Below are 21,623 nucleotides of genomic sequence, written 5' to 3'. Positions count from 1 at the left end.
GCGGCGACCATGGCCACCGCGGCCGCGATCAGACGCCGAGGATCAGTGGCGCGCTGCACTGCGACGGGTGACCACGAGGCCACCACCCAGGAGGACGGCGCCGGCACCGAGCCCCGCGAACGGGAGCCAGGTGGGCGAAGTGGGCTGCGCCGCGTCGGTCTGGACGATCTCAGGGCGGACCGGGCTGGGCGACGTGGTCGGGGCCGGCGTGGTCGGCGCAGGCGTGGAGGTCGTCGGGGTCGGCGTGGGGCTCGGCTTCGGCTTCTCGGCATCGAACCCGTCGATGAGAGCGGCTTCCTCGGTGGTGTCCTCGGCGAGCGTGCACGAGAGCGCGAGCTTCTGGCCGGAGTTGGTGGTCAGCTCCAGGTCGGCGTCGCCGGCGAAGAAGCCGTAGGCGCCCTCTTCGGAAGCGTCGATGGCGTCCTCGGCGCTGCCGGTGACCGGGATGGTCATGCCGCCCGAGGCGGGAACGGTGGTGGCAGGGAAGGAGAAGTCCACGGGAACGGGCTGGCCCGTCTCGGCCACACCCGAGTCGAGGACGCCCGTGCCCGCGATCGACGTCGCGCCGAGGAACTTGATGAGACCCACCTGCGCCTCTGCGATGTTGACCTTGCCCGTGAGGGGGTTGACGTCGACGTCACCCGTGGGAAGGGTCGCGCCGTCCTCGATCGCGCTGTCGAACGAGGCGGTGATCGGGATCTTGATGCCGACGTAGTCGCACACGTAGGACAGGGTGCCGGTCTCGGCGTGGGCCGGGGCAGCAGCCAGGAGGGCAAGACCGGACATGGCGGCCGCGGCAACACCGACACGGCTGAACGTCATGACAGACATGGGTCAACTTTCCAAGAAGTGGGTGGGTTGCGTTCACCCTAGCTACCGATGAGTAGTAAGGGGAAGGGTTTTCCGGGATCGAATGATGCAGGACACATCGGTCACCGGCCAAGCAGCCCACGTCCGAGCGTCGCCCCCACCAGGGCTGCCGCGAAGGCGAGTGCGCCGACTCCCGGACTCACCGGCATACCGGAGTCGTCGGGAAGGTGACCGGCATCGGTCTGGACGACGGATGGGCGCGAGGGTGCGGTCGTCGGCGCTGGCGTGGCGGCACCGGCCGCCTTGACTCCGAAGACCGCGTCGATCGCCGGCTCCTGCCCCTCGGCCAGCTGGCACGTGATCGTCCCCAGGGCGAAGCCGTCGCGGTGCGACAGGTCCATGTGGATCTTGCCGGCGGCAAGCGTGTGAGGGCCGACCGTCCTGACCGCGTAGGCCGCGGCCTTGCCAGGTCCCAGAACCGTGGCTGCCCCGCCCCTGAAGTCGAAGGCCATCTCCGTGTAGGTGATCGGGGCCTTCTCCAAACCCTGCATGAAGTAGCTGTCCATCCTTGCGTCGGTCATGCCCTCGGCGACGCCCCGGTCGCGCATGGCCTTGACCAACGGTGCCGACAGGACGAACTGGCTGGGGACCTGGCTGAGTCGCACGGAGGTGCCGACCGGAACCTTCACCCCGTCCTCGATGGCGGAGTCGAACCGCGCGCTCATCGCGTAGCCCTCACTCTGGCCGACGTTCTCGCCGTGGAAGGAGGTGATCGAGCAGGTGTAGCCGACACTTCCCGACGCGGCCTGAGCCGGAGTGGCGGCCGTTCCCCCGAGGGCGACCGCGGTGAGGCCGAAGGCGGCGAAGAGGGCGGTGGTGCGTGCCGTGCGAGTCATCGTGTTCTCCCCTGGGTGATGCACCAAAGTGCGAATGGGTGCGCGCTCCGTCGCGCGCTCATCCATCACTACGAGGCATCAACCGGAAAGGTTGCGCGGCTCAGGCAGGAGTTCTGGCTGGCCTACTTGTCGACGTCGCCGACGACGAAGAACGTCGAACCCAGGATGGCCACCATGTCGGAAACCAGTGTCCCGGGCAGCAGTTCGGTCAACACCTGCACGTTGTTGAACGACGCCGAGCGCAGCTTGAGGCGCCACGGCGTCTTGTCACCGCGGGACACGAGGAAGTAGCCGTTGAAGCCGAGCGGGTTCTCGGTCGCGACATAGGTCTCGCCCTCGGGGACCTTGAGCACCTTGGGGAGCCGTTGGTTCACCGGGCCGGCCTCGAGGGTCGCCAGCACGGACAGGCAGTGCTCGACGAGGTCGAGGCTGACATGCACCTGCTCCAGGAGCACCTCGAGGCGGGCGAGGCAGTCGCCCTCGGTGCGGGTCACGACCCGGCCGGGTCCATCGGGACCGAACAGGCCGGCATACGCGAGATAGGGCGCGTCACGCCTGAGGTCCACGTCGAGTCCCGAGGCGCGCGCGATCGGACCTGAGACGCCGTAGGCCGCAGCGGTCGCCGTGTCGAGGACACCCACCCCGCGGGTGCGCGCGTTGAGGATCTCGTTGCCGACGATCATCGACTCGAGGTCCGGGAGGCGCCCGCGCACGGCCTGGACGGCGTGGTCGACGCGCCCCAGCCAGCCTGCGGGAACGTCCTCCTTGAGGCCGCCGACGCGGTTGAACATGTAGTGCATCCGACCCCCGGACGCCTCCTCCATGACCGCCTGGAGTTCCTCGCGCTCGCGGAACGCGTAGAAGACCGGTGTGATCGCGCCGAGTTCGAGCGGATAGGACCCGAGGAACATCAGGTGCGACAGGACCCGGTTGAGCTCGGCCAGCATCGTCCGCAGCCACGTCGCGCGCTCCGGCACCTCCATGCCGAGCATCTCCTCCACGGCGAGGACGACACCGAGCTCGTTGCCGAACGCGCTCAGCCAGTCGTGGCGGTTCGCGAGGACGATGATCTGGCGGTAGTCGCGGACCTCGAAGAGCTTCTCCGCGCCGCGATGCATGTAGCCGATGATCGGCTCGGCGTGCACGATGCGCTCGCCGTCGAGGGTGAGGCGCAGGCGCAGGACGCCGTGTGTCGCCGGGTGCTGCGGCCCGATGTTGAGGACCATGTCGGCGGTCGCGAGCCCACCGGCACCCACGGCGACCGTGGTGGTCTGCTGCGGTGTGACCGTCGGCTCAGGCATGGCCCCGAGTATGCCGCGTCGTCGCCCAGTGGAACCCGCCGAGTCCATGCGGGTCGGTGAGGGCGGCGATCGTTGAGGCGCGAGCGAGCGCCTGCACGTAGCCCAGGGGGTCGTGGGAGGCGGTCGCGCGATCCGGCATTGCGGCGGTCAGGCCCAGCCGGTGGAAGAGATCGCGCTGGGTGATCACCTCATCCGCGCCGAGCGAGTCGGTGGCGACGTGCGCGGTGAGGTCCCGCTGTCCGTCCGGGATCGCTTCGGTCACCGTGCCCTGTTGGTATGCCGTGAGCGTGCCTCGCGTGGGTCGGTTCGCCTTCGCGTGGCCATAGTCCACGGCGATGGTCAGGCCAGAAGCGTTGCGCGACAGGAGATCTCGCCACGCGTCGTCGCGGCTGAGGCCGATCTCGACACGCTCCCCGGGAGCGACCGTTGGCCACCACTGGTCGGCCCACGCGCGCTCGTCGCCGGTGAGTTCCCTGCCCGGCGACTCGGCGCCGGTGTCGTCGACCAGGACTTCGCGCAGCGTGCCGAGGGGGTCGACCTCGGCGATGGTGCACGGCACGACGTCAAGCCACTCGTGGGCGAGGACGACGGCGTCGAGGTCGCGCAGTTCGTCAGGGAGGCTCGGGCCACCGGGGGAGCGCAGCCAGTCGATGGCCTCCGGGAGGTCGCCGGGGCGCTCGACGACGTCCACGCCGAGGAGTTCCAGATCGGGGCGCTGCTCGTGAAGGTGACGCAACAACTCCCCGCGCCCGGACGCGAAGTCGACGACACGGCATACGTCGACTTCGTCGGCAAGACGCCCGACGACCTCGGCGAGGACGGCTCCCAACGGGCCGTGGGCGGAGGTGGTGAAATGCCCGGCGGGCCCCTCCGCGCGGCGATAGAAGCCGTCCGGTCCATAGAGCGCGTCCCGCCACGCGTCCTGCCACGGTCGAGGGATCACTCCCGCAACCTATGACAGCAAAGTCATTCGCTTTGTGGGTGGGCAGGCAGGCACACTCGATCCACGTGAAGCCCCTGACCGACAGCGACATCCGCAACAGCTTCGTCAACGCGTCCAAGCGCGAGGTGGCGCAGGCGAGCCTCCCCGACCTGGCCAGCATCGACTGGGAGCAGAGGGAGTACCTCGGCTGGCGGGACTCGAAACGACCGCTCGGCTACGTCGTCGTCGAGGTCGACGGCGTCCCTCGCGGCGTCATCCTGCGTGCCGCGCCACCGTCGACTGCCCTGGCCGGGCGGCGGCGACGGGCGATCTGCGCCTGGTGCGAGGACCCGCTCGAGACCGAGGACGTCACGATGCAGGTGGCGAAGCGGGGCGGTGCCGCGGGTCGCAAGGGCGACACGATCGGGACGCTGATCTGCACCGACTACGTGTGCTCGCAGAACGTTCGCCGCAAGCCGACCTTCTCCGAACTCGGCTCCAAGGACCCCGACGACCGGGAGCTGTTCATCATGCGCCGCATCGAGGGCCTCACGGAGCGCTCGTCGGCGTTCGTCGCGCAGGTGGCCAAAACGCGCTGAAGTGTCCCGCTCGACCGCAGGCGTTAGGTTGGCCGGGTGAGTTCAGGAGAGCACCCCGCGCGGCTGTCGATTGGAGTCATTGGCGCCGGTCGCGTGGGTGCTGTGTTGGGCGCCGCGCTCGCTCGCGCCGGTCACCACATCAAGGCCGCGTATGCCGTGAGCGCGGACAGTCGTGAGCGTGCCGACGCGCTCCTTCCGGGAGTTCCGCTGCGCGACATCCCCGAGGTCATCGACGGGGCGGACCTCGTGCTGCTCGCCGTCCCCGACGACGCCCTGCCCGAGTTGGTGTCGGGACTGGCCGCCACCGAGACGTGGCAGGCGGGCCAGATCGTCGTCCACACGAGCGGGCGACATGGCGCGGGTGTCCTGCGTCCGGCACTCGACGCCCACATCCTGCCGGTGGCCCTCCACCCGGCGATGACGTTCACGGGCACCGTGCTGGACCTCGGACGTCTCGAGGAGTGCGCGTTCGGGGTGACCTGTCCTGACGCTCTCCGGCCGATGGCCGAGGCGCTCGTCGTCGAGATGGGTGGCGAACCGGTGTGGATCGCCGAGAAGGACCGCGCGGCCTATCACGCAGCCCTCGCCCACGGCTCGAACCACCTCGTCACGCTCATCGCCGAGGCCATGGAGGTATTGGGGGCGGCCGGGGTCGAGCAGCCCCGCACGGTCCTCGGCCCCCTCGTCCGCGCGGCCCTCGACAACGCCCTTCGGTTGGGTGATGCCGCGCTCACCGGGCCGGTCGCGCGCGGCGATGTGAGTACCGTTGGCACGCACCTTCGCGAGCTCGAGCGGATCTCACCCGAGATCAGGGCGACCTACGTCGCCATGGCCCGGGCCACCGCGGTGCGTGCGCTCGAGAGCGGGCGGCTCCAGCCGTCGGCCGCCGAGCCCTTGCTCGACACCCTCGCCGACCAGGAGCCCACCTCGTGACCGAAGCCGACGTCGCCCAGCCCAGCACCACCACACCGGTCGTCGCCAGCACCCGCGACGAACTGCGCGCGGCGCGGGCAGCCCTTCCCAGCACCGATGTGGCCGTCGTCATGACGATGGGGGCCCTCCACGAGGGGCATGCCGAGCTCCTGCGGGATGCCCGTGGGATGGCCGATCACGTCATTCTCACGATCTTCCTCAACCCGCTGCAGTTCGGGCCGAAGGAAGACCTCTCGCGCTATCCGCGGACCTTCGACGACGACATGCGGATCGCCACCGCGGCAGGTGTGGACATCGTGTTCGCCCCGACGCCTGACGTCGTCTACCCCGACGGAGACCCCGGCGTGCGGATCTCGGCAGGTCCGCTCGGCGACGTCCTCGAGGGGAAGTCACGCCCCGGTCACTTCGACGGCATGCTCACCGTCGTCGCGAAGTTGCTCCACCTCACCGGCGCGCGCCGTGCCCTCTTCGGTCAGAAGGATGCCCAACAGCTCCTCCTCATCCGGCGCATGGTGCGTGACATCGACTTCCCCGTCGACGTCGTGTCCGTGCCGACGGTGCGTGAGCACGATGGCCTGGCCCTGAGCAGCCGCAACACCTACCTCACCGAGTCCGACCGCGAAGTCGCCCTCTGCCTGAGCCGAGCGCTCACTGCGGGAGCCGACCAGGCGGCATACGGGCCGTCCGCCATCCGCCGAGCGGCACGCGAGATTCTCGTGGAGGAGCCTCTCGCGTTGGTCGACTACCTCGTCCTCGTCCACCCCAGCACCCTGCAGGACGTGCCGGAGTGGTACCGCGGCGAAGCCCTCCTCGCCGTCGCCGCGCGGGTGGGCACGACCCGGCTCATCGACAACACCCCGATCCTCGTCGGACCCGGCGGTGGCAGACTCGACGTGTTCTCGCAGCCCGACAACGGCAGCATTCCCGCCCGCCCGGCCTCGTAAAAGGCACCGTCCCCCAGGAGACCGATAGATGTACCGCTACATGCTGCACAGCAAGATCCATCGCGCGACCGTCACCCAGGCCGACCTGCACTACGTCGGATCGCTGACGATCGACATGGACCTCATGGAGGCGGCCGACCTCCTGCCGGGCCAACAGGTCGACGTCGTCGACGTGGACAACGGCAACCGCCTCACGACCTATGCGATCGAGGGCGAGCGCGGCTCCGGCATCCTCTGCATCAATGGTGCGGCGGCCCGGCTGATCAGCCCCGGCGACACCGTCATCATCATCGCCTACGCATCGATGTCCGACGAGGACGCCCGCAAGCACGACCCGCACGTCGTCTTCGTCGACAAGGACAACAAGATCGTCGAGATCGGCGATGACGGCGGCGACGTTCCGGACGGCTATGGCCTCAAGACGTCGGCCGTCACGAAGCGTCCCCACCATTGAGCGAACCTGCAGCTCGCGGGGCGCGACCCGGCGAACCGCGGATCCCTCGGTCGCTGAGCGCTCCCGTACCCGGCTGGGCGGCGTCGGCTGACGTCATCGTCGTCGGGTCCGGAATTGCCGGGCTCACCTGTGCGCTGCGCCTGCGCGAGCGCGTCGACCGGGTGCTCCTGGTGACCAAGACCGTGCTCGACGAGGGGTCGACGGCGTGGGCGCAGGGCGGCATCGCCGCGGCGCTCCATCCCGAGGACTCGCCTGAGGAACATCTCGAGGACACGTTGGTGGCCGGAGTCGGTTTGTGTGACCGCGAGGCTGTCGAGGCGCTCGTCACCGAGGGGCCGCAGCGGGTGCGACAGCTCGTGGCCCTCGGCGCCGAGTTCGACCGGGACGCCGACGGCGAGATCAAGCTGACGCGCGAAGGCGGACACCACCGCGACCGCATCGCCCACGCCGGCGGCGACGCGACAGGTCGCGAGATCTCACGTGCCCTCATCGCCGCCCTCGATCGCGTGCGCGACGACCCGGGCATCGAGGTCGTCGAGCATGCCCTCGTCGTGGACCTGCTCGACGACGGAGCCGGGCGGGTCAACGGCGTGACACTCCACGTCATCGGTGAGGGCCAGCTCGACGGTGTCGGCGCGGCCTACGCACGGGCCGTGGTCCTCGCGACCGGCGGGCTGGGCCAGATCTACACGTCGACGACGAACCCTCCCGTGGCCACTGGTGACGGCATGGCCGCGGCACTGCGTGCCGGTGCCCGCGTCACCGACCTCGAGTTCATCCAGTTCCACCCGACCGTCCTCTTCCTGGGGGAGGGGTCGACCGGGCAGCAGCCACTGATCTCCGAGGCCGTGCGTGGCGAGGGTGCGTTCCTCGTGGACGCCGCAGGGCATCGCATCATGGAGGGGCGTCATGAGCTCGCCGACCTCGCCCCCCGGGACGTCGTGGCGCGCGCCATCCTCGACACGATGCGCGATCAGGGGGTCGACCACGTCTATCTCGATGCGCGCCACCTGGGGGCGGCGTTCCTCGAGGAGCGGTTCCCGTCGATCGTCGCCTCCTGCCGCTCCCTGGGCTTCGACCCGGCGACGGACCTGCTGCCGGTCGCGCCGGCTCAGCACTACGCGTCCGGCGGCATCGAGACCGACCTCCACGGCCGCTCGTCGCTCCCGGGTCTCTATGCCTGTGGTGAGTGCTCCTGCACCGGTGTCCACGGCGCGAACCGACTGGCCTCCAACAGCCTGCTGGAGGGTCTGGTCTTTGCCCACCGCATCGCCGATGACATCCCGGCGCGGATCGCAGCGGGTGAGCTGGCGGAGCCAGAGGTGCCGGAGCGGCCCGACCGAGCGGGTGGGGACGCCCGCGGTGACCATGCACTGCTCGACCACTCCCAGCGACTCACGGTGCAGCGGGCGATGACTTCGGGGTCCGGGCCGGTGCGTTCGGCCGAGTCGACGGCGGCCACAGCCGTCGTGCTCGGGGAGCTCGCGGCCCTGCCACCCTCGAAGGCCGCGCCCGGCCCGAAGACGTGGGAGACGACGAACCTGCTCCACCTCGGCCAGGTCCTCACCGCCCTCGCCGCACGCCGCGAAGAGACGCGCGGCGGGCATGTCCGCAGCGATTTCCCCGAGCGCGACGACGCGCGGTGGCTTGCCCGCCAGAGCGTCGTCGTCGCACCTGACCGTTCCCTCACCCTGACCGAGCGGAGTATGCCGTGAGCTCGCCTTCCCCTTCCCCTTCCCCTTCCTCCGTCCCGAACTCACCGAATTCCTCGGTTGGGGACACTGAAGGTGCGGTTCCGAACTCACCGAATTCCTCGGTTGGGGACACTGAAGGTGCGGTTCCGAACTCACCGAATTCCTCGGTTGGGGACACTGAAGGTGCGGTTCCGAACTCACCGAATTCCTCGGTTGGGGACACTGAAGGTGCGGTTCCGAACTCACCGAATTCCTCGGTTGGGGACACTGAAGGTGCGGTTCCGAACTCACCGAATTCCTCGGTTGGGGACACTGAAGGTGCGGTTCCGAACTCACCGAATTCCTCGGTTGGGGACACTGAAGGTGCGGTTCCGAACCCACCGAATTCCTCGGTTGGGGACGCGGGAGGTTCCGTCGCGGACCTTGCCTTTCCCGTTGACGACGCTCGCCGTGTCGTCACTGGCGCCCTCGACGAGGACCTCGGCGGCACCGAGGGTGTCGACGTCACGACGATGGCGACGATCCCGGCTTCGCAGCAGACGCGTGCCGCCGTCGTGGCGCGCGAGGACGGCGTCGTCGCGGGTGTCGAGGTCATCGCCCTGACGCTGGCCGAGGTGGCCGAGCGGCTGGGTGCCGAGCCGGTGTCGGTGACGTCGGTGATCGCCGACGGGACGAGGGTGGCGCGCGGGGACGTCGTCGCCGAGCTGTCCGGGTCGACGCAGGTCACGCTGATCGCCGAGCGGACCCTGCTCAACATCATCAGCCGACTGTCCGGCATCGCGACGCACACACGTCGGTGGGCCGATGTCCTCGACGGCTCGGGTGCGATGGTCCTCGACACCCGGAAGACGACGCCGGGGCTACGGGCCCTGGAGAAGTTCGCGGTGCGCGCGGGTGGGGGCACCAACAAGCGCATGGGTCTCCACGACGTCGCCATGATCAAGGACAACCACAAGCTGGCAGCGGGAAGTCTCGCGGCGGCATACGCCGCTGTTCGCGAAGCGTTCCCAGAGGTGCCGGTCCAGGTGGAGGTGACCACGACGGAGGAGGCGCTGGAGTCGGTGACTGCCGGTGCGCGATTCCTGTTGTGCGACAACATGTCCACCGACTTGTTGCGCTCGACGGTCGAGGCAGTGCGCGCGACGGGGGAGAGCGTCGAACTCGAGGCGACGGGTGGGCTCACGCTCGACGTGGCAGCCGACTATGCGGCGACCGGCGTCGACTACCTCAGCGTCGGCGGGCTCACGCACTCGAGCCCGATCCTCGACCTCGCCCTCGACCTCCGTCCCTAGCTCATCCACTTGGACGGTTGGGTGCGGACGGTGCGTGCGTAACCGTCCAATTGGGTGAGTTCGGGACGTTGAATCCTCATTGTCCCGAACCGAGGAATTCGGTGAGTTCGGGACGTTGAATCCACAGTCAGTGGCCCTTGCGCAGGGTGGGGTTGTTGGCCTCGACCGTGGCGGGGTGCACGAACAGCGGCAACAACCGTCGTGATGCAGGCGTGCGCAGCGCCCTGACCGCGGCGAGATGGGCCTCGCAGCGCACGACCAGCTCGTCGTAGGCGCCCTGACCCATGAGCTCGACCAACTCGGCGCGGTTGCTGCGATAGACCGGCTCCGCGCCGACGTGCGCTTCGGGGTTACCCGAGCAGTACCAGTCGAGGTCGTGTCCGCCCGGTCCCCACCCGCGCCGGTCGTACTCGCCGATGGACACCTCGAGGTACTTCGTGTCGTCAGGGAGTTTGACGGTGCGGAACGTCCTGCGGATCGGCAGCTGCCAGCAGACGTCGGGCTTCTGGGTGTGCGGCGGCTGCCCGGTGAGGACAGCGTGCTGGTGCAAGGCGCAGCCCGCGCCCGCAGGGAAGCCGGGCCGGTTGAGGAAGATGCAGGCACCGTCGACGACCTTGGTCTTGCGGGCGTCATCCTCGAGCTCGGTCCAGTGGGAGATCTTGGCGGGGTTCTTGCGGTCGGGTCGCAGCTGCCACTCGTCCTCGCCCAACTCCTCGACAACGGCAGCAACGCGCGCGAGGTCGTCGTCATCCGAGAAATGAGCGCCCAGGGTGCAGCAGCCGTCGTCGGGCCTCTCGGCATAGATGCCCGCACATCCCGAACCGAAGATGCAGGTCCAGCGCGACGTCAACCACGTGAGATCGCACCGGAACCGCTGGGCGGCGTCGGCGGGGTCGGTGAACTCGACCCACGTGCGGGGGATGTCGAGCGGAGTCTCGGCCACCGGGTCACCCTATGCCGCACTGGCCGACTACCGTGGACCCCATGCGGCTGGGTGTCATCGACGTGGGTTCCAACACCGTGCACCTGCTCGTGGTGGACGCCCACGTCGGAGCCCAGCCCCTGCCCGCCAGCTCACACAAACGCGAACTCCGGCTCTCCGAGCACGTCACGGACGACGGCCGGATCGACGACGCCGGCCAGGAGCAGCTCGTCGAGTTCGTGGCCGAGTGCCTCACCGTGGCCGAGGACCAGGGCGTCGAGGACCTCATGGGGTTCGTCACCAGTGCGATCCGCGAGGCGCCCAACGGGGACGACGTGCTCGCCGCCGTCAAGGACCGCACGGGAGTCGTCCTCGACGTGCTCTCCGGTGAGGACGAGGCGCGGCTGACCTTCCTCGCGGCGCGACGCTGGTTCGGCTGGTCCGCCGGCACGTTGCTCGTCGCCGACATCGGCGGCGGCTCCCTCGAGATCGCGCAGGGCATGGACGAGGACCCCGACATCGCGATCTCCCTGCCGCTGGGGGCCGGTCGCGTGACCCGCGACCACCTCGCAGGTGACCCGCCCGGAGTCGCTGCGGTCCGGGAGGCACGCAAACACGTGCGTGCGACGATCGCGCGCGAACTGCGGCCGCTGGCCAAGGCCGGCTCCCGCGACCGGGTCGTCGGAACCTCCAAGACGATGCGGTCCCTCGCGCGCATCACCGGGGCCGTGCCGAGTTCCGAAGGCATGTATGCCGCACGCTTCCTCGAGCGCGCCTCTCTCGACGCGATCCTGCCCGAGATCGCGAACATGTCTGCGGCACAGCGCAGTGCGCTTCCCGGTGTGTCCGAGTCTCGGGCCCACCAGCTGCTCGCCGGCGGCATCGTGGCCTCGGCCACGATGGATCTGCTGGGCGTGGATCGGCTGGAGATCTGCCCATGGGCCCTGCGCGAGGGAATCATCCTGCGCAGGCTCGACGGCATGCACTGATGGAGGCCGACGACGCCGTGACGATTCCGGACATCCCGGTCGCCCTGTCCACGGCCTCGGTCTATCCGGAGAACTGCGCCGCCGCGTTCCAGCACGCTGCCCGGCTGGGCTACGACGGTGTCGAGGTGATGGTCTGGACCGATCCGGTGACCCAGGAGGCAGGTGCGCTTCGGGCACTGTCGGAGCTGCACGGCATACGCATCGTGTCCATCCACGCACCGACGCTTCTGATCAGTCAGCGGATCTTCGGGGTCGACCCCTGGGGCAAGATCGACCGCTCCCTCGAGCTCGCCCACGAGGTCGGTGCCGAGACCGTGGTGCTGCACCCTCCGTTCCGTTGGCAGAAGGAGTACGCCCGGGACTTCGCCGACGGGATCGCCACGCGGGAGCACGATTCGGGCATCACGCTGGCCGTCGAGAACATGTATCCGTGGCGGGTCGGTGGCCGTGAGGTCGAGGCGTACCTGCCGCACTGGGACCCGGTGTCGCAGGCGTACGACCATGTGACGCTCGACCTGTCGCACACCGCGACGGCCGGGTCCGACGCGCTCGCCATGATCGCTGCGCTCGGTCCGCGGCTCAGGCACCTGCACCTCGCGGACGGGTTGGGGTCGATGAAGGACGAGCACCTCATCCCCGGTCGCGGTTCGCAGCCATGTGCCGAGGTGCTGGATGCATTGGTGCACAACGGTTTTGACGGGTCCATCGTCGTGGAGGTGTCGACGCGGCGGCTGTCGGTGGAGCAGCGTGAGCTGGCCCTCGCCGAGGCCCTGGCCTTCTGTCGCCTCCACCTCGCGGCAGCCCTCGACGAGGGCGCCGAGCGATGAGCCCGCGCAACGTGGCCATGGAGGAGCGTCCCTGCGAGGGATCGCGAGGGTGGCTTCGGCCAAGCTCGTCCAACTCCTCGACGGCTGGTCCGACTGCTCGTCGAGGTGCTGGCCCTCCCCCCGAGGCGACTCTCGGGTCTAAATTCATCGTGTGATGAACAATGACCAGGGCGGCCGCCAGTCGGGCGGATCGACTCCCGGGTCTGGTGCGGCTGTCGTCGTCGAGCACCTGCACGTGGTGCGAGGTGAGCGTGTCGTCCTCCCCGACCTCAGCGTCACGGTGCCCACCGGTCAGGTGGTCGGCCTCCTCGGACCGAGTGGCGGTGGCAAGTCGACGCTCATGCGCGCCATCGTCGGTGTCCAACAGGTCGAGTCCGGGGAGGTCACGGTCCTCGGTGAACCGGCCGGATCGTCCGCTCTCCGTCACCGCGTCGGCTACGTCACCCAGTCGCCGAGCGTCTATGCCGACCTGTCGGTGCGGCACAACCTCGCCTACTTCGCCAAGGTGCTCGGCGCGCCCAAGGACTCCGTGGACCGGGCCATCGATGCCGTCGACCTCCGGAGCCACGCCGACTCGTCGGTCGGCACCCTCTCGGGTGGCGAGCGGTCGCGCGTCTCGCTCGCCGCTGCCCTGGTCGGAGACCCTGAACTCCTCGTCCTCGACGAGCCGACCGTCGGCCTCGACCCGGTGCTGCGGCGCGACCTCTGGAACCTCTTCAAGCGACTCGCGCACGAGCAGGGCCGCACGTTGTTCGTCTCGAGTCACGTCATGGACGAGGCCACCCGCTGCGACCGGCTGCTCCTCCTTCGCGACGGCGAGATCCTGAGCGACTCCACACTGCCGGAGCTGCTCCGGCGAACCGGGGCTCCTGATGCGGAACAGGCGTTCCTCGCCCTCGTCGACGAGGCTGCGGCGAACCCCCGGGAAGCGCGATGAATCCGCGGATCACGCTCGCCACGACGACCCGGATCCTCCGTCAGCTCCGTGCCGACCACCGCACCATCGCGATGATGCTTGTCGTGCCGTGCGTGCTCCTGGGGCTGCTTGCCTGGATCTTCGACGGCACTCCTGTCTTCGACCGCATCGGGGCCGCTCTGCTTGGCGTCTTCCCCTTCGTCGTGATGTTCATCGTCACGAGCGTCGCCACCCTGCGCGAACGCACCTCGGGCACCCTTGAACGCCTCCTCACGACACCCTTGGGCAAGGGCGACTTCATGCTCGGCTATGCCCTCGCGTTCGGGATCATGGCGGTCCTGCAGGCCCTCATTGCAACGGGATTCGCCATCTGGGTGTGCGGTCTCGACATCGCCGGGCCGAAGTGGCTGCTGGTCGTTGTCGCCGTGTGCGACGCGCTGCTCGGCACGGCGCTGGGGCTGCTCGTGAGTGGGTTCGCGGCCACAGAGTTCCAGGCGGTGCAGTTCATGCCGGCCTTCGTCCTGCCGCAGTTCCTGCTGTGCGGGCTCCTCGTCCCCCGCGATGCGCTGCCGTCGATCCTCTCGACGCTCTCCGACTTCATGCCCTTGTCGTATGCCGTGGACGCGATGCGCACGATCGCTGCGGTTCCCGAGCCGGTCGGCGAGGTGACGACCGACATTGCCGTCATCGTGGGGGCGATCGTCCTCTCCCTCGCCCTCGGAAGTCTGACCCTCCGGCGCCGCACCCCCTGACCCAACCTCGACCTTGTGCCCCATTGGGACACGCCTCGCTGCCCTCGCCATGTCCCAATGGGGCACAAGGTCGAGGGGAGGGCGCGGAGGTGGGCGGACGGCATACGCGTTCTGGGTCGTTCTGCGGAGCGGCTAGCCTGACGCTCGTGGATGCCTCAGACCTCCTTCGCTCCAGCCTCCTGCACCTGTCCGACTCCTCGCTCGTGCGCAGCACGATCGAGAAGGCGCCGGTGAGCCGCCACGTCGTCCAGCGCTATGTCCCCGGCACGGACGTCGCCCACGCCGTGCAGGCCGCCGCAGAACTGCGTGCGACCAACCGCCAGGTGACGATCGACTACCTGGGCGAGGACACCCTCGACGCCGGGCAGGCAGCGCACACGGTCGACACCTACGTCGGCCTGCTCCGCGCCCTCAAGGCGCGTGACCTCACCCGGTTCGGCGCCGCCGAGGTCAGCGTCAAGCTCAGTGCCGTCGGTCAGGCCCTTCCCAAGGACGGCGAGAAGATCGCCCTCGACAACGCCCGCCGCATCTGCGAGATCGCCCACGAGGCCGACACCACGGTCACCCTCGACATGGAGGACCACACGACGACGGACTCGACCCTGTCGATCCTTGCTGAGCTGCGCAAGGACTTCCCCGAGACGGGAGCCGTCCTCCAGTCCTACCTCCACCGCACCGAGGCCGACTGCAAGGATCTCGCCACGGCAGGCAGCCGCGTCCGCCTCTGCAAGGGCGCCTACAAGGAGCCGGCCTCGGTCGCCTACCAGGACGCCGAGGATGTCGACCTCTCCTACGTGCGGTGCCTCAAGATCCTCATGGCGGGCGAGGGCTACCCGATGATCGCCAGCCACGACCCGCGACTCATCGACATCGCCCGGGCGCTCGCGAGCAGGCACGGTCGCGAGCCCGACTCCTACGAGTTCCAGATGCTCTACGGCATCCGCCCGGAGGAGCAGACGCGCATTGCCGATCGTGGCCACCAGATGCGCGTCTACATCCCCTTCGGTGAGGAGTGGTACGGCTACCTCATGCGACGCATGGCCGAGCGCCCCGCGAACCTCGCGTTCTTCCTGCGCAGTCTCGCGTCCAAGGGCTGACGCGGCGCACCGGGAGGCAGGCGGACGGCATACCCGCTCGTGAAACGTGTGTGAAGCGAGAGGTATCGAGGGCTTAGTCTCGCGCCATGGGAACGGTTGCGATCTTCGGTGCTGGCGTCATGGGCGAGACCCTGCTCTCGGGTCTCCTGCGAGCCGGCCGCCCGGCCGACGAGCTCGTCATCACCGAGCGACGGCCTGAACGCGCGGCCGAGCTCACCGACAAGTACGGCGTGCGCGTCCTCTCCAACGTCGAGGCCGCCGAAGCCGCCGACACACTCGTCCTCGTCGTGAAGCCGCAGGACATGGCTGGGCTCATCGAGGAGATCAGCCCGCACGTTGCCGAGGGCAATCTCGTGGTGAGCCTCGCCGCCGGCATCACCACCGACTTCATCGAGAGCCACCTCCCCGAGGGGCGCTCGGTCGTGCGGGTCATGCCCAACACGCCCGCGCTCGTCGACCAGGGCATGGCTGCAGTGAGCGGCGGCAAACACTGTGTCCCCGAGCAGCTCCTGCACGCCACAGAGCTCCTCGCGGCCACGGGCAAGGTCACCGAGGTGCCCGAGAAGATGCTCGACGCCGTCACGGCGATCTCCGGCAGCGGGCCGGCATACATCTTCTATGTCGTCGAGGCCATGATCGAGGCCGGCGTCGTCCTGGGAATGCCTCGCTCGACCGCGACCGAACTCGTGACCCAGACGCTCTTCGGCGCCGCGACGATGCTGCGCGAGACGGGCCAGCACCCCACGGTGCTGCGCGAGCAGGTCACATCACCCGGTGGCACGACGGCCGCTGCCCTGCGTGAGCTCGACGACCACAAGGTTCGCGCCGCGTTCATCAGCGCCATGGAGGCTGCGGCCGTTCGCTCGCGGGAACTCTCCGGTGGCTGAGCCGGCCGGCGTGATGGGCACCCTCGAGATGGCCGAACCTGTCCGTGTCGTGCCCGTCACCGAGGACAACCTCCGCACCTACCGTGACGTTCGTCTGGCCGCGCTCCTCGACACCCCTCGGGCTTTTGCGAACACGTATGCCGTGAGCGCGGCCTACTCGGACGAGTCCTGGCGCGCTCGGCTCACGACCATGAACGTGTGGCTCGCGTTCGCCGGCGACCGGCCCGTCGGCACGGTGGCGATCTACCACGACGACGAGCAGCCGCCCGAGGAGATCTACCTCATCGGCATGTGGGTCTCGGCGTCCGTGAGGGGACGCGGCGTCGGCGACCTCCTCGTCGCCACCGCGCTCGACGCCGCCCGGGAGGACGGCTACGCGCGCGTCCATCTCGAGGTGGCCAAGGAGAACGAGCCGGCCCAACGCCTCTACGAACGCCACGGATTCGCCCCGACCGGAACCACGTGGGACAACCCGCTCTACGGCGGGATCTGCGAACTCGGGTACGCCCTCGAGCTGCGCTGAGGCCAGACCCCGGGTTGCCCGTCGTCAGTGCTGTCGGGAAGAGTGGAGGCATGAGCGAGATCAGCGTGCGCCCGCTGGGCGAAGAGGACTGGCAGCAGTACCGCGACACCCGGCTGACCGCGCTTCGGGAATCTCCCGAGGCCTTCGTGGCCACCGTCGAGGAGGAAGAGGCCTACGACGAAGCCTTCTGGCGGACCCGGATGAGCCGCTCCGCGCGCCTCATCGCCGAACGCGACGGGAGCCCGCTCGGCATCGTCAGCGTGGGGCGTTCGTCCGCCCACAACCCGAAGACATCCGAGTTGTTCGGCCTGTGGGTCACCCCAGAGGCCCGTGGAAGTGGCGTGGCGACCGAGCTCGTGCGAGCCGGCGCCACCCTCGCCCGCGACCAGGGCCAGACACAGCTCGCCTACTGGGTGGGCAGTGACAACGGCCGCGCCGTGGCGTTCGCCAGCGGATTCGGGTTCCGCCCCACGGGCAAGCGTCGGCCGATGCGCGTCCAGAACGGGGACGACGAGGACGAGGTCGCCATGGTGCTCGCTCTCGGCGGCGACCGCGGATCGGTGCCCACCGACTTCTGAGGGCCCTCGCCTTCCGGGGGCTATTCGATGTCGAGTGCGGCGTCGACCGTCGTCTCCCACACCACTTGGCTCGTGCGCTCGTCGATGAGGGCGAGGAGACGGTCGCCGTCTTTGACGTGCTTTGCCCAGATCGGGCCCGCTGTCCCGTCCGCGAAGTGGAGGAAGCGGAAGCCGGGCGCGCGACCGACCCCGACGACCTCCGGCCAAGTGCCCCCGGTCGTCGTCCCAGCCGCTGTCACGGTGATGCCCTCGTCGCCCGCCTGCACGGCGAGATCACGCGGTGGCAGCACTGCGGTGAGTCGTCGCTTGAAGACCTGGCCGCCCAGGGGCGCCCGGCTCGGGAACTCCCATTCGGATCGGTCCACGACGCCGGGCAGCGGCTTCTCGGGCAGTTCCGGCACTCCGATGAGCGCGCTGTCCACGGCCATGCGGGCCCACTCGCGCACCTGTTCCACGGTGACAGCGGCGTAGGCCTCGCGCAGCTCCTCGCGGCTCTGAACGGGGGCCTGGCGCAGGAAACGGATGACCTCGATCTCGAGGACGGCCATCGTCGCCCGCGGGTCCGCGAGAAGTGCCTCGAGTCGCGCCCTCTCGTGCGCGAGTTCCTCCTTGCTCGGCCCGTGCGTCGCAAGGTGCGTCAGGGCGGACCACACAGCGTGAACGATCTCGCCGCTGTCCTCCTCCGCGCCGTCGGTCGCGATGCTCACGAGGCCGAGGTCGGGGGTGACCCCGCCGCCGTCATCACTGACCTCATAGGCCAGACCCAGGCTGTGGCGAACCTCGTCCTCGACGCGTTGGATGAGTATGTGAAGCAGGATGTGTCCTTCGAAGAGGCGCGGTGTGACGTAGGACAGGGTCACGACTGGGATCTGGCCGGCGATGACCGCCGGAGTCTCGAGGGGTGTGGGCCGCCATACCTTGTCCGAAGCGCGGGTTCCCGTGGGCAGGTCGAGGCGCAGTCCATCGGGTACTGGACCCGACAGCAGGAGCGCCGCGTTGGCGCCAACGCAGTGGGTGTCGACGAACTCGGTGACGTGCTCGGCCTTCGGCGCGCGCCCCTGGCGTTCGAGCTCACCGAGCAGACCGGGCCCGACGGGTCCCGAACGGTTGGCGAAGGCCCAGCCGAGGTGCGGCTCGCAGGCTTGGCCGTCTTCGGCCGCGAGAACCTTGAGCTCACGATCAAGGCGATCCAGCGGCAGGGAGGCGAGCGCGCGGCATACACCGTGAAGGAAGGCGACCACCTCGTCACGTGGGCCGGTCGCGTAGAAGCGCATCGTGTCGACGTCGACGGAAGCGTTCTTGTCGAGGTGGTCGCGGGGGAGGGTCGACATGACGAGGTGCTCGACGAGGTGAGCCACCCCGCGAGTACGGAAAGTCTCGTGACGGACTCCAGCGAAGAAGATCAGAGTGGCGCTGAATGGTTCCGGCCCCTGCTCCCAGAAGGTGGGAACGCCGTCGACCTCGGTCTGCTGCATGCTGCCGGACTGTAATCGCCCGCAGGTCCGACGTCTGGCGAAGGGGGGTCAGGGGCGGGCGGCGAGGCGCTCCAACAACTCGGTGGGGCCGCTGACGATGAGGGTGTCGTGCGCCGAGACCTTGGTGGAGGGGACGGCATACGTGAAGTCCTCGCCCGGGGACTTCACCCCGACGATCGTCACTCCGTACTTGCTGCGAATCGCGCTCTGCTCCAACGTGAACCCGACGGCCTCGGTCGGTGGGCGCATCTTGACGATGGCGAACCCGTCGTCGAACTCGATGTAGTCCTGGAGCTTGCCACCGACGAGGTGCGCGACGCGGCGACCGGTGTCCGCCTCCGGACGAACGATGTGCTGCACCCCGATCCGGTCAAGGATGCGCGCGTGCTCCGGCGACATCGCCTTGGCCCAGATGTCCGGGATGCCCGCGTCGACGAGGTTGGCGGAGGCGAGCACCGAGGCCTCGAGTGAGGAGCCAACGCCCACGACCGCAACCTTGTAGCGGGAGGCCTTGGCGTCACGGATCACGGAGGCATCGCTCGCGTCCGCGTGGATGATCGAGTTGATCCGGCCGAGGAATCTCTCGGCGAGCATCCCGTCCTTCTCGATCGCGGTGACCCGGTGCCCCAGACGACGAAGTTCCAGGGCGGCGGCGCCGCCGAATCGCCCGAGCCCGATGACGAGGACGTCGAGATCGCTGTTCTTGCCTGCCACGGCGTCCTCCTGGACGAGGGGTTCCACGATGATGCTGTCGGGTCGAGGCTAACGCCCGGACCGGGCACGGCGGGTACCGTGCCTCGCATGGCTCACCGCACGCGCCTTGTCTGGGACGACGGCTTCACGGCATACAACTTCGGCCCGACACATCCGATGGGGCCGGTGCGGCTCGATCTGACGGCGCGGCTGGCGCGGGCGCTGGGTGTCCTCGACCACGTCGAGCTCGTCAGCCCGGAGGTGGCGAGCGACGAGTTGCTCGCCACCATCCACGATCCGGCCTACATCGCAGCAGTCCGGGCGGCATCGGCGGATCCTGACAGTGCCGACGTTCGCCGCGGCCTCGGCACCGACGACGATCCGGCCTTCGAGGGCATGCACGACGCCAGCGCTCGGATCGTCCAGGGCACGGTCGACCTGTGTGATGCGGTGTGGAGCGGCGAGATCGACCACGGCGTGAACTTCTGCGGCGGGCTGCATCACGCCATGGCGACGCACGCGTCGGGCTTCTGTATCTACAACGACATCGCGGCCGGAATCCAGCGCCTCCTCGACAACGGCGCGGAGCGGGTCGCCTATGTCGACATCGACGTCCACCATGGCGACGGCGTCGAGCGGATCTTCTGGAACGACCCCCGCGTCCTCACGGTCTCGGTGCACGAGTCGGGGCGGGCGCTCTTCCCCGGCACGGGGTGGCCCGGGGACATCGGCGGGCCCGACGCCCGTGGCACGGCGGTGAACGTCGCCCTCCCGCCGGGCACCGCGGACGCGGGGTGGCTGCGTGCCATCGATTCGGTCGTCCCGCAGGTCGTGGCCGCGTTCGACCCCGACGTGATCGTCAGCCAGCATGGTTGCGACAGTCACCGACTCGATCCCCTCGCGCATTTCGCCATCACCCTCGACGGTCAGCGGCGCGCGCACGACAGCCTGCACCGACTGGCTCACGACCACGCCGACGGCAAGTGGGTGGCTCTGGGTGGTGGTGGCTACGAACTGGTCGACGTCGTCCCCCGCTCGTGGACGCACCTCACGGCCATCGCCGCGCACTCGCCGTTGCCGCCGACCACCGCAGTCCCCGAGGAGTGGCGGGCGCATGTGCGCGATCTCTTCGGCCGTGAGGCACCCTCGACGATGGGTGATCTGCCGGACTCTGAACTACCGATCTGGGTTCGCCCGTGGGGTGCAGGACACAATCCGGACCGGTCCCCGGACGACGCGATCCTCGCGACTCGTCAGGCCGTGTTCCCCCTGCACGGCCTCGATCCGTGGTTCGACTGAGGGCGTCCTCGGGTGCTCCACCACCGACCGATGCGCGCCGGAATTCTCACCCCGCAGCCGCGTGTCGGCTGGACTTGCGGAAAAATCCGCTCCGGTGGCTTCCCCAATCGTCACACCAGCCCCTATGGTTGCTTCTTGCACGCCCGTAGATGACAGTCGGTGTTGAAACCGGCAATGCGCGTGTGCAGAAGTCGAGGTGGCGATGTCCCAGGAACGTCTTGCCGAAGTGCGGTTTCTCACCGTTGCCGAGGTTGCCTCGATCATGCGCGTGTCGAAGATGACCGTCTATCGCATGGTGCACGGGGGCGAGCTTCCGGCCGTGCGAGTCGGTCGCTCCTTCAGGGTCCCCGAGGACGAGGTGCAGAAGTACCTCCGGGAGTCCTACATGGGCACTGCGTGACCGAAGCGCGACAACACTGACGAGGGCCGGGCCGAGAGGTCCGGCCCTCGTCAGTGTCCGGACGCCACGGGCCGCGTTTGGGCGACGGCCCGCCCGCCGGTAGGGTTGGCCCCCGACACACGCGCGCCCGGTCGGCCGCGCAGGCCGACCAGCAGCTGCTGGTCCACCGTCATTCGGAATTTCTCCAATCAGCAAGGACTGCTCATGGGTTCAGTGATCAAGAAGCGTCGCAAGCGCATGGCGAAGAAGAAGCACCGCAAGTTGCTTCGCAAGACCCGCCACCAGCGCCGCAACAAGAAGTGACGCGTCCCTGACGCGACGCAACGACCTCCGCCCTCCGGCGGGGGTCGTTCTTCTTTCAGACCTGGGTATGCCGTCCGCCCACCGGCCGCTCTCCCGCCGAGGGGCACGTGACTGGTC

At 69.0% G+C, this 21,623-nt stretch carries 23 protein-coding genes and 1 pseudogene; 17 read left to right on the top strand and 7 right to left on the bottom strand.

The features are described from left to right. Positions 1-42 precede the first annotated feature (42 nt). The 4 genes from N802_RS06440 to N802_RS06425 form a co-directional block, all read right to left on the bottom strand. Complete coding sequence (locus N802_RS06440) at positions 43-831, bottom strand: hypothetical protein (protein ID WP_156971304.1); 789 nt, start codon at positions 829-831, stop codon at positions 43-45. Between the two features lie 101 nt (positions 832-932). Further along, on the bottom strand, positions 933-1,706 hold the full coding sequence (locus tag N802_RS06435; protein WP_035913757.1) for a hypothetical protein: 774 nt from the start codon (positions 1,704-1,706) through the stop codon (positions 933-935). Between the two features lie 122 nt (positions 1,707-1,828). Beyond that, on the bottom strand, positions 1,829-3,007 hold the full coding sequence (locus tag N802_RS06430) for an NADH-quinone oxidoreductase subunit D (protein WP_035913755.1): 1,179 nt from the start codon (positions 3,005-3,007) through the stop codon (positions 1,829-1,831). After that, positions 3,000-3,950 carry an SAM-dependent methyltransferase gene (locus N802_RS06425; RefSeq protein WP_035913753.1) on the bottom strand — a complete coding sequence of 317 codons (951 nt, stop codon included), beginning with the start codon at positions 3,948-3,950 and terminating at the stop codon, positions 3,000-3,002. Before N802_RS06425 ends, N802_RS06430 begins: the two co-directional genes overlap by 8 nt. A 65-nt stretch (positions 3,951-4,015) precedes the next feature. On the opposite strand from N802_RS06425, the gene N802_RS06420 reads away from it, so the two are divergent. The 6 genes and pseudogenes from N802_RS06420 to nadC all read left to right on the top strand — a co-directional run. Continuing rightward, the gene (locus N802_RS06420) at positions 4,016-4,528 is read left to right on the top strand and encodes an FBP domain-containing protein (RefSeq protein ID WP_035913895.1); all 513 of its coding nucleotides are present in this window, start codon (positions 4,016-4,018) and stop codon (positions 4,526-4,528) included. A gap of 36 nt (positions 4,529-4,564) precedes the next feature. Further along, positions 4,565-5,461, top strand: a complete 897-nt coding sequence (locus N802_RS06415; RefSeq protein WP_035913751.1) for a Rossmann-like and DUF2520 domain-containing protein — start codon at positions 4,565-4,567, stop codon at positions 5,459-5,461. Beyond that, complete coding sequence (panC, locus tag N802_RS06410; RefSeq protein ID WP_035913749.1) at positions 5,458-6,405, top strand: pantoate--beta-alanine ligase; 948 nt, start codon at positions 5,458-5,460, stop codon at positions 6,403-6,405. The genes N802_RS06415 and panC overlap by 4 nt, the downstream gene beginning before the upstream one ends. 28 nt (positions 6,406-6,433) lie before the next feature. Continuing rightward, a complete protein-coding gene (gene panD / locus N802_RS06405) occupies positions 6,434-6,859 on the top strand; it encodes an aspartate 1-decarboxylase (RefSeq protein WP_035913747.1) in 426 nt (141 codons plus the stop codon). Then, positions 6,856-8,574 (top strand): L-aspartate oxidase, encoded by a 1,719-nt coding sequence (locus N802_RS06400; RefSeq protein ID WP_211254345.1) that lies wholly within the window; start codon positions 6,856-6,858, stop codon positions 8,572-8,574. Before panD ends, N802_RS06400 begins: the two co-directional genes overlap by 4 nt. 407 nt (positions 8,575-8,981) lie before the next feature. Continuing rightward, positions 8,982-9,845, top strand: a pseudogene (gene nadC, locus N802_RS06395) (carboxylating nicotinate-nucleotide diphosphorylase); the annotation flags it as partial. Between the two features lie 127 nt (positions 9,846-9,972). On the opposite strand, the gene N802_RS06390 reads toward nadC, so the two are convergent. Beyond that, entirely contained in the window at positions 9,973-10,788 is an 816-nt protein-coding gene (locus tag N802_RS06390) for a DUF3109 family protein (RefSeq protein ID WP_035913745.1), read from the bottom strand. A 41-nt stretch (positions 10,789-10,829) separates the two neighbouring features. Between N802_RS06390 and N802_RS06385 the strand changes: the two genes are divergently transcribed. From N802_RS06385 to N802_RS06350, 8 genes are all read left to right on the top strand, one after another. Then, the gene (locus N802_RS06385; RefSeq protein WP_035913744.1) at positions 10,830-11,756 is read left to right on the top strand and encodes a Ppx/GppA family phosphatase; all 927 of its coding nucleotides are present in this window, start codon (positions 10,830-10,832) and stop codon (positions 11,754-11,756) included. Continuing rightward, on the top strand, positions 11,756-12,583 hold the full coding sequence (locus tag N802_RS06380) for a sugar phosphate isomerase/epimerase family protein (RefSeq protein WP_035913742.1): 828 nt from the start codon (positions 11,756-11,758) through the stop codon (positions 12,581-12,583). The genes N802_RS06385 and N802_RS06380 overlap by 1 nt, the downstream gene beginning before the upstream one ends. A gap of 154 nt (positions 12,584-12,737) precedes the next feature. Further along, entirely contained in the window at positions 12,738-13,520 is a 783-nt protein-coding gene (locus N802_RS06375) for an ABC transporter ATP-binding protein (protein WP_052109494.1), read from the top strand. Continuing rightward, on the top strand, positions 13,517-14,251 hold the full coding sequence (locus N802_RS06370; RefSeq protein ID WP_035913741.1) for an ABC transporter permease: 735 nt from the start codon (positions 13,517-13,519) through the stop codon (positions 14,249-14,251). Before N802_RS06375 ends, N802_RS06370 begins: the two co-directional genes overlap by 4 nt. A 146-nt stretch (positions 14,252-14,397) precedes the next feature. Next, positions 14,398-15,348, top strand: coding sequence for a proline dehydrogenase family protein (locus N802_RS06365; protein WP_035913740.1), 951 nt, complete (start codon positions 14,398-14,400; stop codon positions 15,346-15,348). A gap of 86 nt (positions 15,349-15,434) precedes the next feature. Next, positions 15,435-16,235, top strand: a complete 801-nt coding sequence (gene proC / locus N802_RS06360) for a pyrroline-5-carboxylate reductase (protein ID WP_035913738.1) — start codon at positions 15,435-15,437, stop codon at positions 16,233-16,235. Beyond that, on the top strand, positions 16,228-16,758 hold the full coding sequence (locus N802_RS06355) for a GNAT family N-acetyltransferase (protein ID WP_052109493.1): 531 nt from the start codon (positions 16,228-16,230) through the stop codon (positions 16,756-16,758). Before proC ends, N802_RS06355 begins: the two co-directional genes overlap by 8 nt. A 50-nt stretch (positions 16,759-16,808) precedes the next feature. After that, complete coding sequence (locus tag N802_RS06350; protein ID WP_035913735.1) at positions 16,809-17,336, top strand: GNAT family N-acetyltransferase; 528 nt, start codon at positions 16,809-16,811, stop codon at positions 17,334-17,336. A gap of 20 nt (positions 17,337-17,356) precedes the next feature. Here the strand turns inward: N802_RS06350 and N802_RS06345 are convergent, their stop codons facing one another. Then, positions 17,357-18,811 carry an insulinase family protein gene (locus tag N802_RS06345; protein WP_035913734.1) on the bottom strand — a complete coding sequence of 485 codons (1,455 nt, stop codon included), beginning with the start codon at positions 18,809-18,811 and terminating at the stop codon, positions 17,357-17,359. Between the two features lie 48 nt (positions 18,812-18,859). After that, positions 18,860-19,525 (bottom strand): potassium channel family protein, encoded by a 666-nt coding sequence (locus tag N802_RS06340; RefSeq protein ID WP_035913888.1) that lies wholly within the window; start codon positions 19,523-19,525, stop codon positions 18,860-18,862. A gap of 87 nt (positions 19,526-19,612) precedes the next feature. On the opposite strand from N802_RS06340, the gene N802_RS06335 reads away from it, so the two are divergent. The 3 genes from N802_RS06335 to N802_RS19870 all read left to right on the top strand — a co-directional run bounded on the left by N802_RS06335 (position 19,613) and on the right by N802_RS19870 (position 21,506). Beyond that, positions 19,613-20,803 carry an acetoin utilization protein AcuC gene (locus N802_RS06335; protein ID WP_035913731.1) on the top strand — a complete coding sequence of 397 codons (1,191 nt, stop codon included), beginning with the start codon at positions 19,613-19,615 and terminating at the stop codon, positions 20,801-20,803. Between the two features lie 202 nt (positions 20,804-21,005). Continuing rightward, complete coding sequence (locus N802_RS06330) at positions 21,006-21,203, top strand: helix-turn-helix domain-containing protein (RefSeq protein WP_035913729.1); 198 nt, start codon at positions 21,006-21,008, stop codon at positions 21,201-21,203. 204 nt (positions 21,204-21,407) lie between these two features. Beyond that, the gene (locus tag N802_RS19870; protein ID WP_003792170.1) at positions 21,408-21,506 is read left to right on the top strand and encodes a 30S ribosomal protein bS22; all 99 of its coding nucleotides are present in this window, start codon (positions 21,408-21,410) and stop codon (positions 21,504-21,506) included. Positions 21,507-21,623 lie beyond the last annotated feature (117 nt).

This window comes from Knoellia sinensis KCTC 19936 (assembly GCF_000768705.1).
GTDB classification, from domain to species: domain Bacteria; phylum Actinomycetota; class Actinomycetes; order Actinomycetales; family Dermatophilaceae; genus Knoellia; species Knoellia sinensis.
This window is presented reverse-complemented; position numbering and strand designations above follow the sequence as displayed.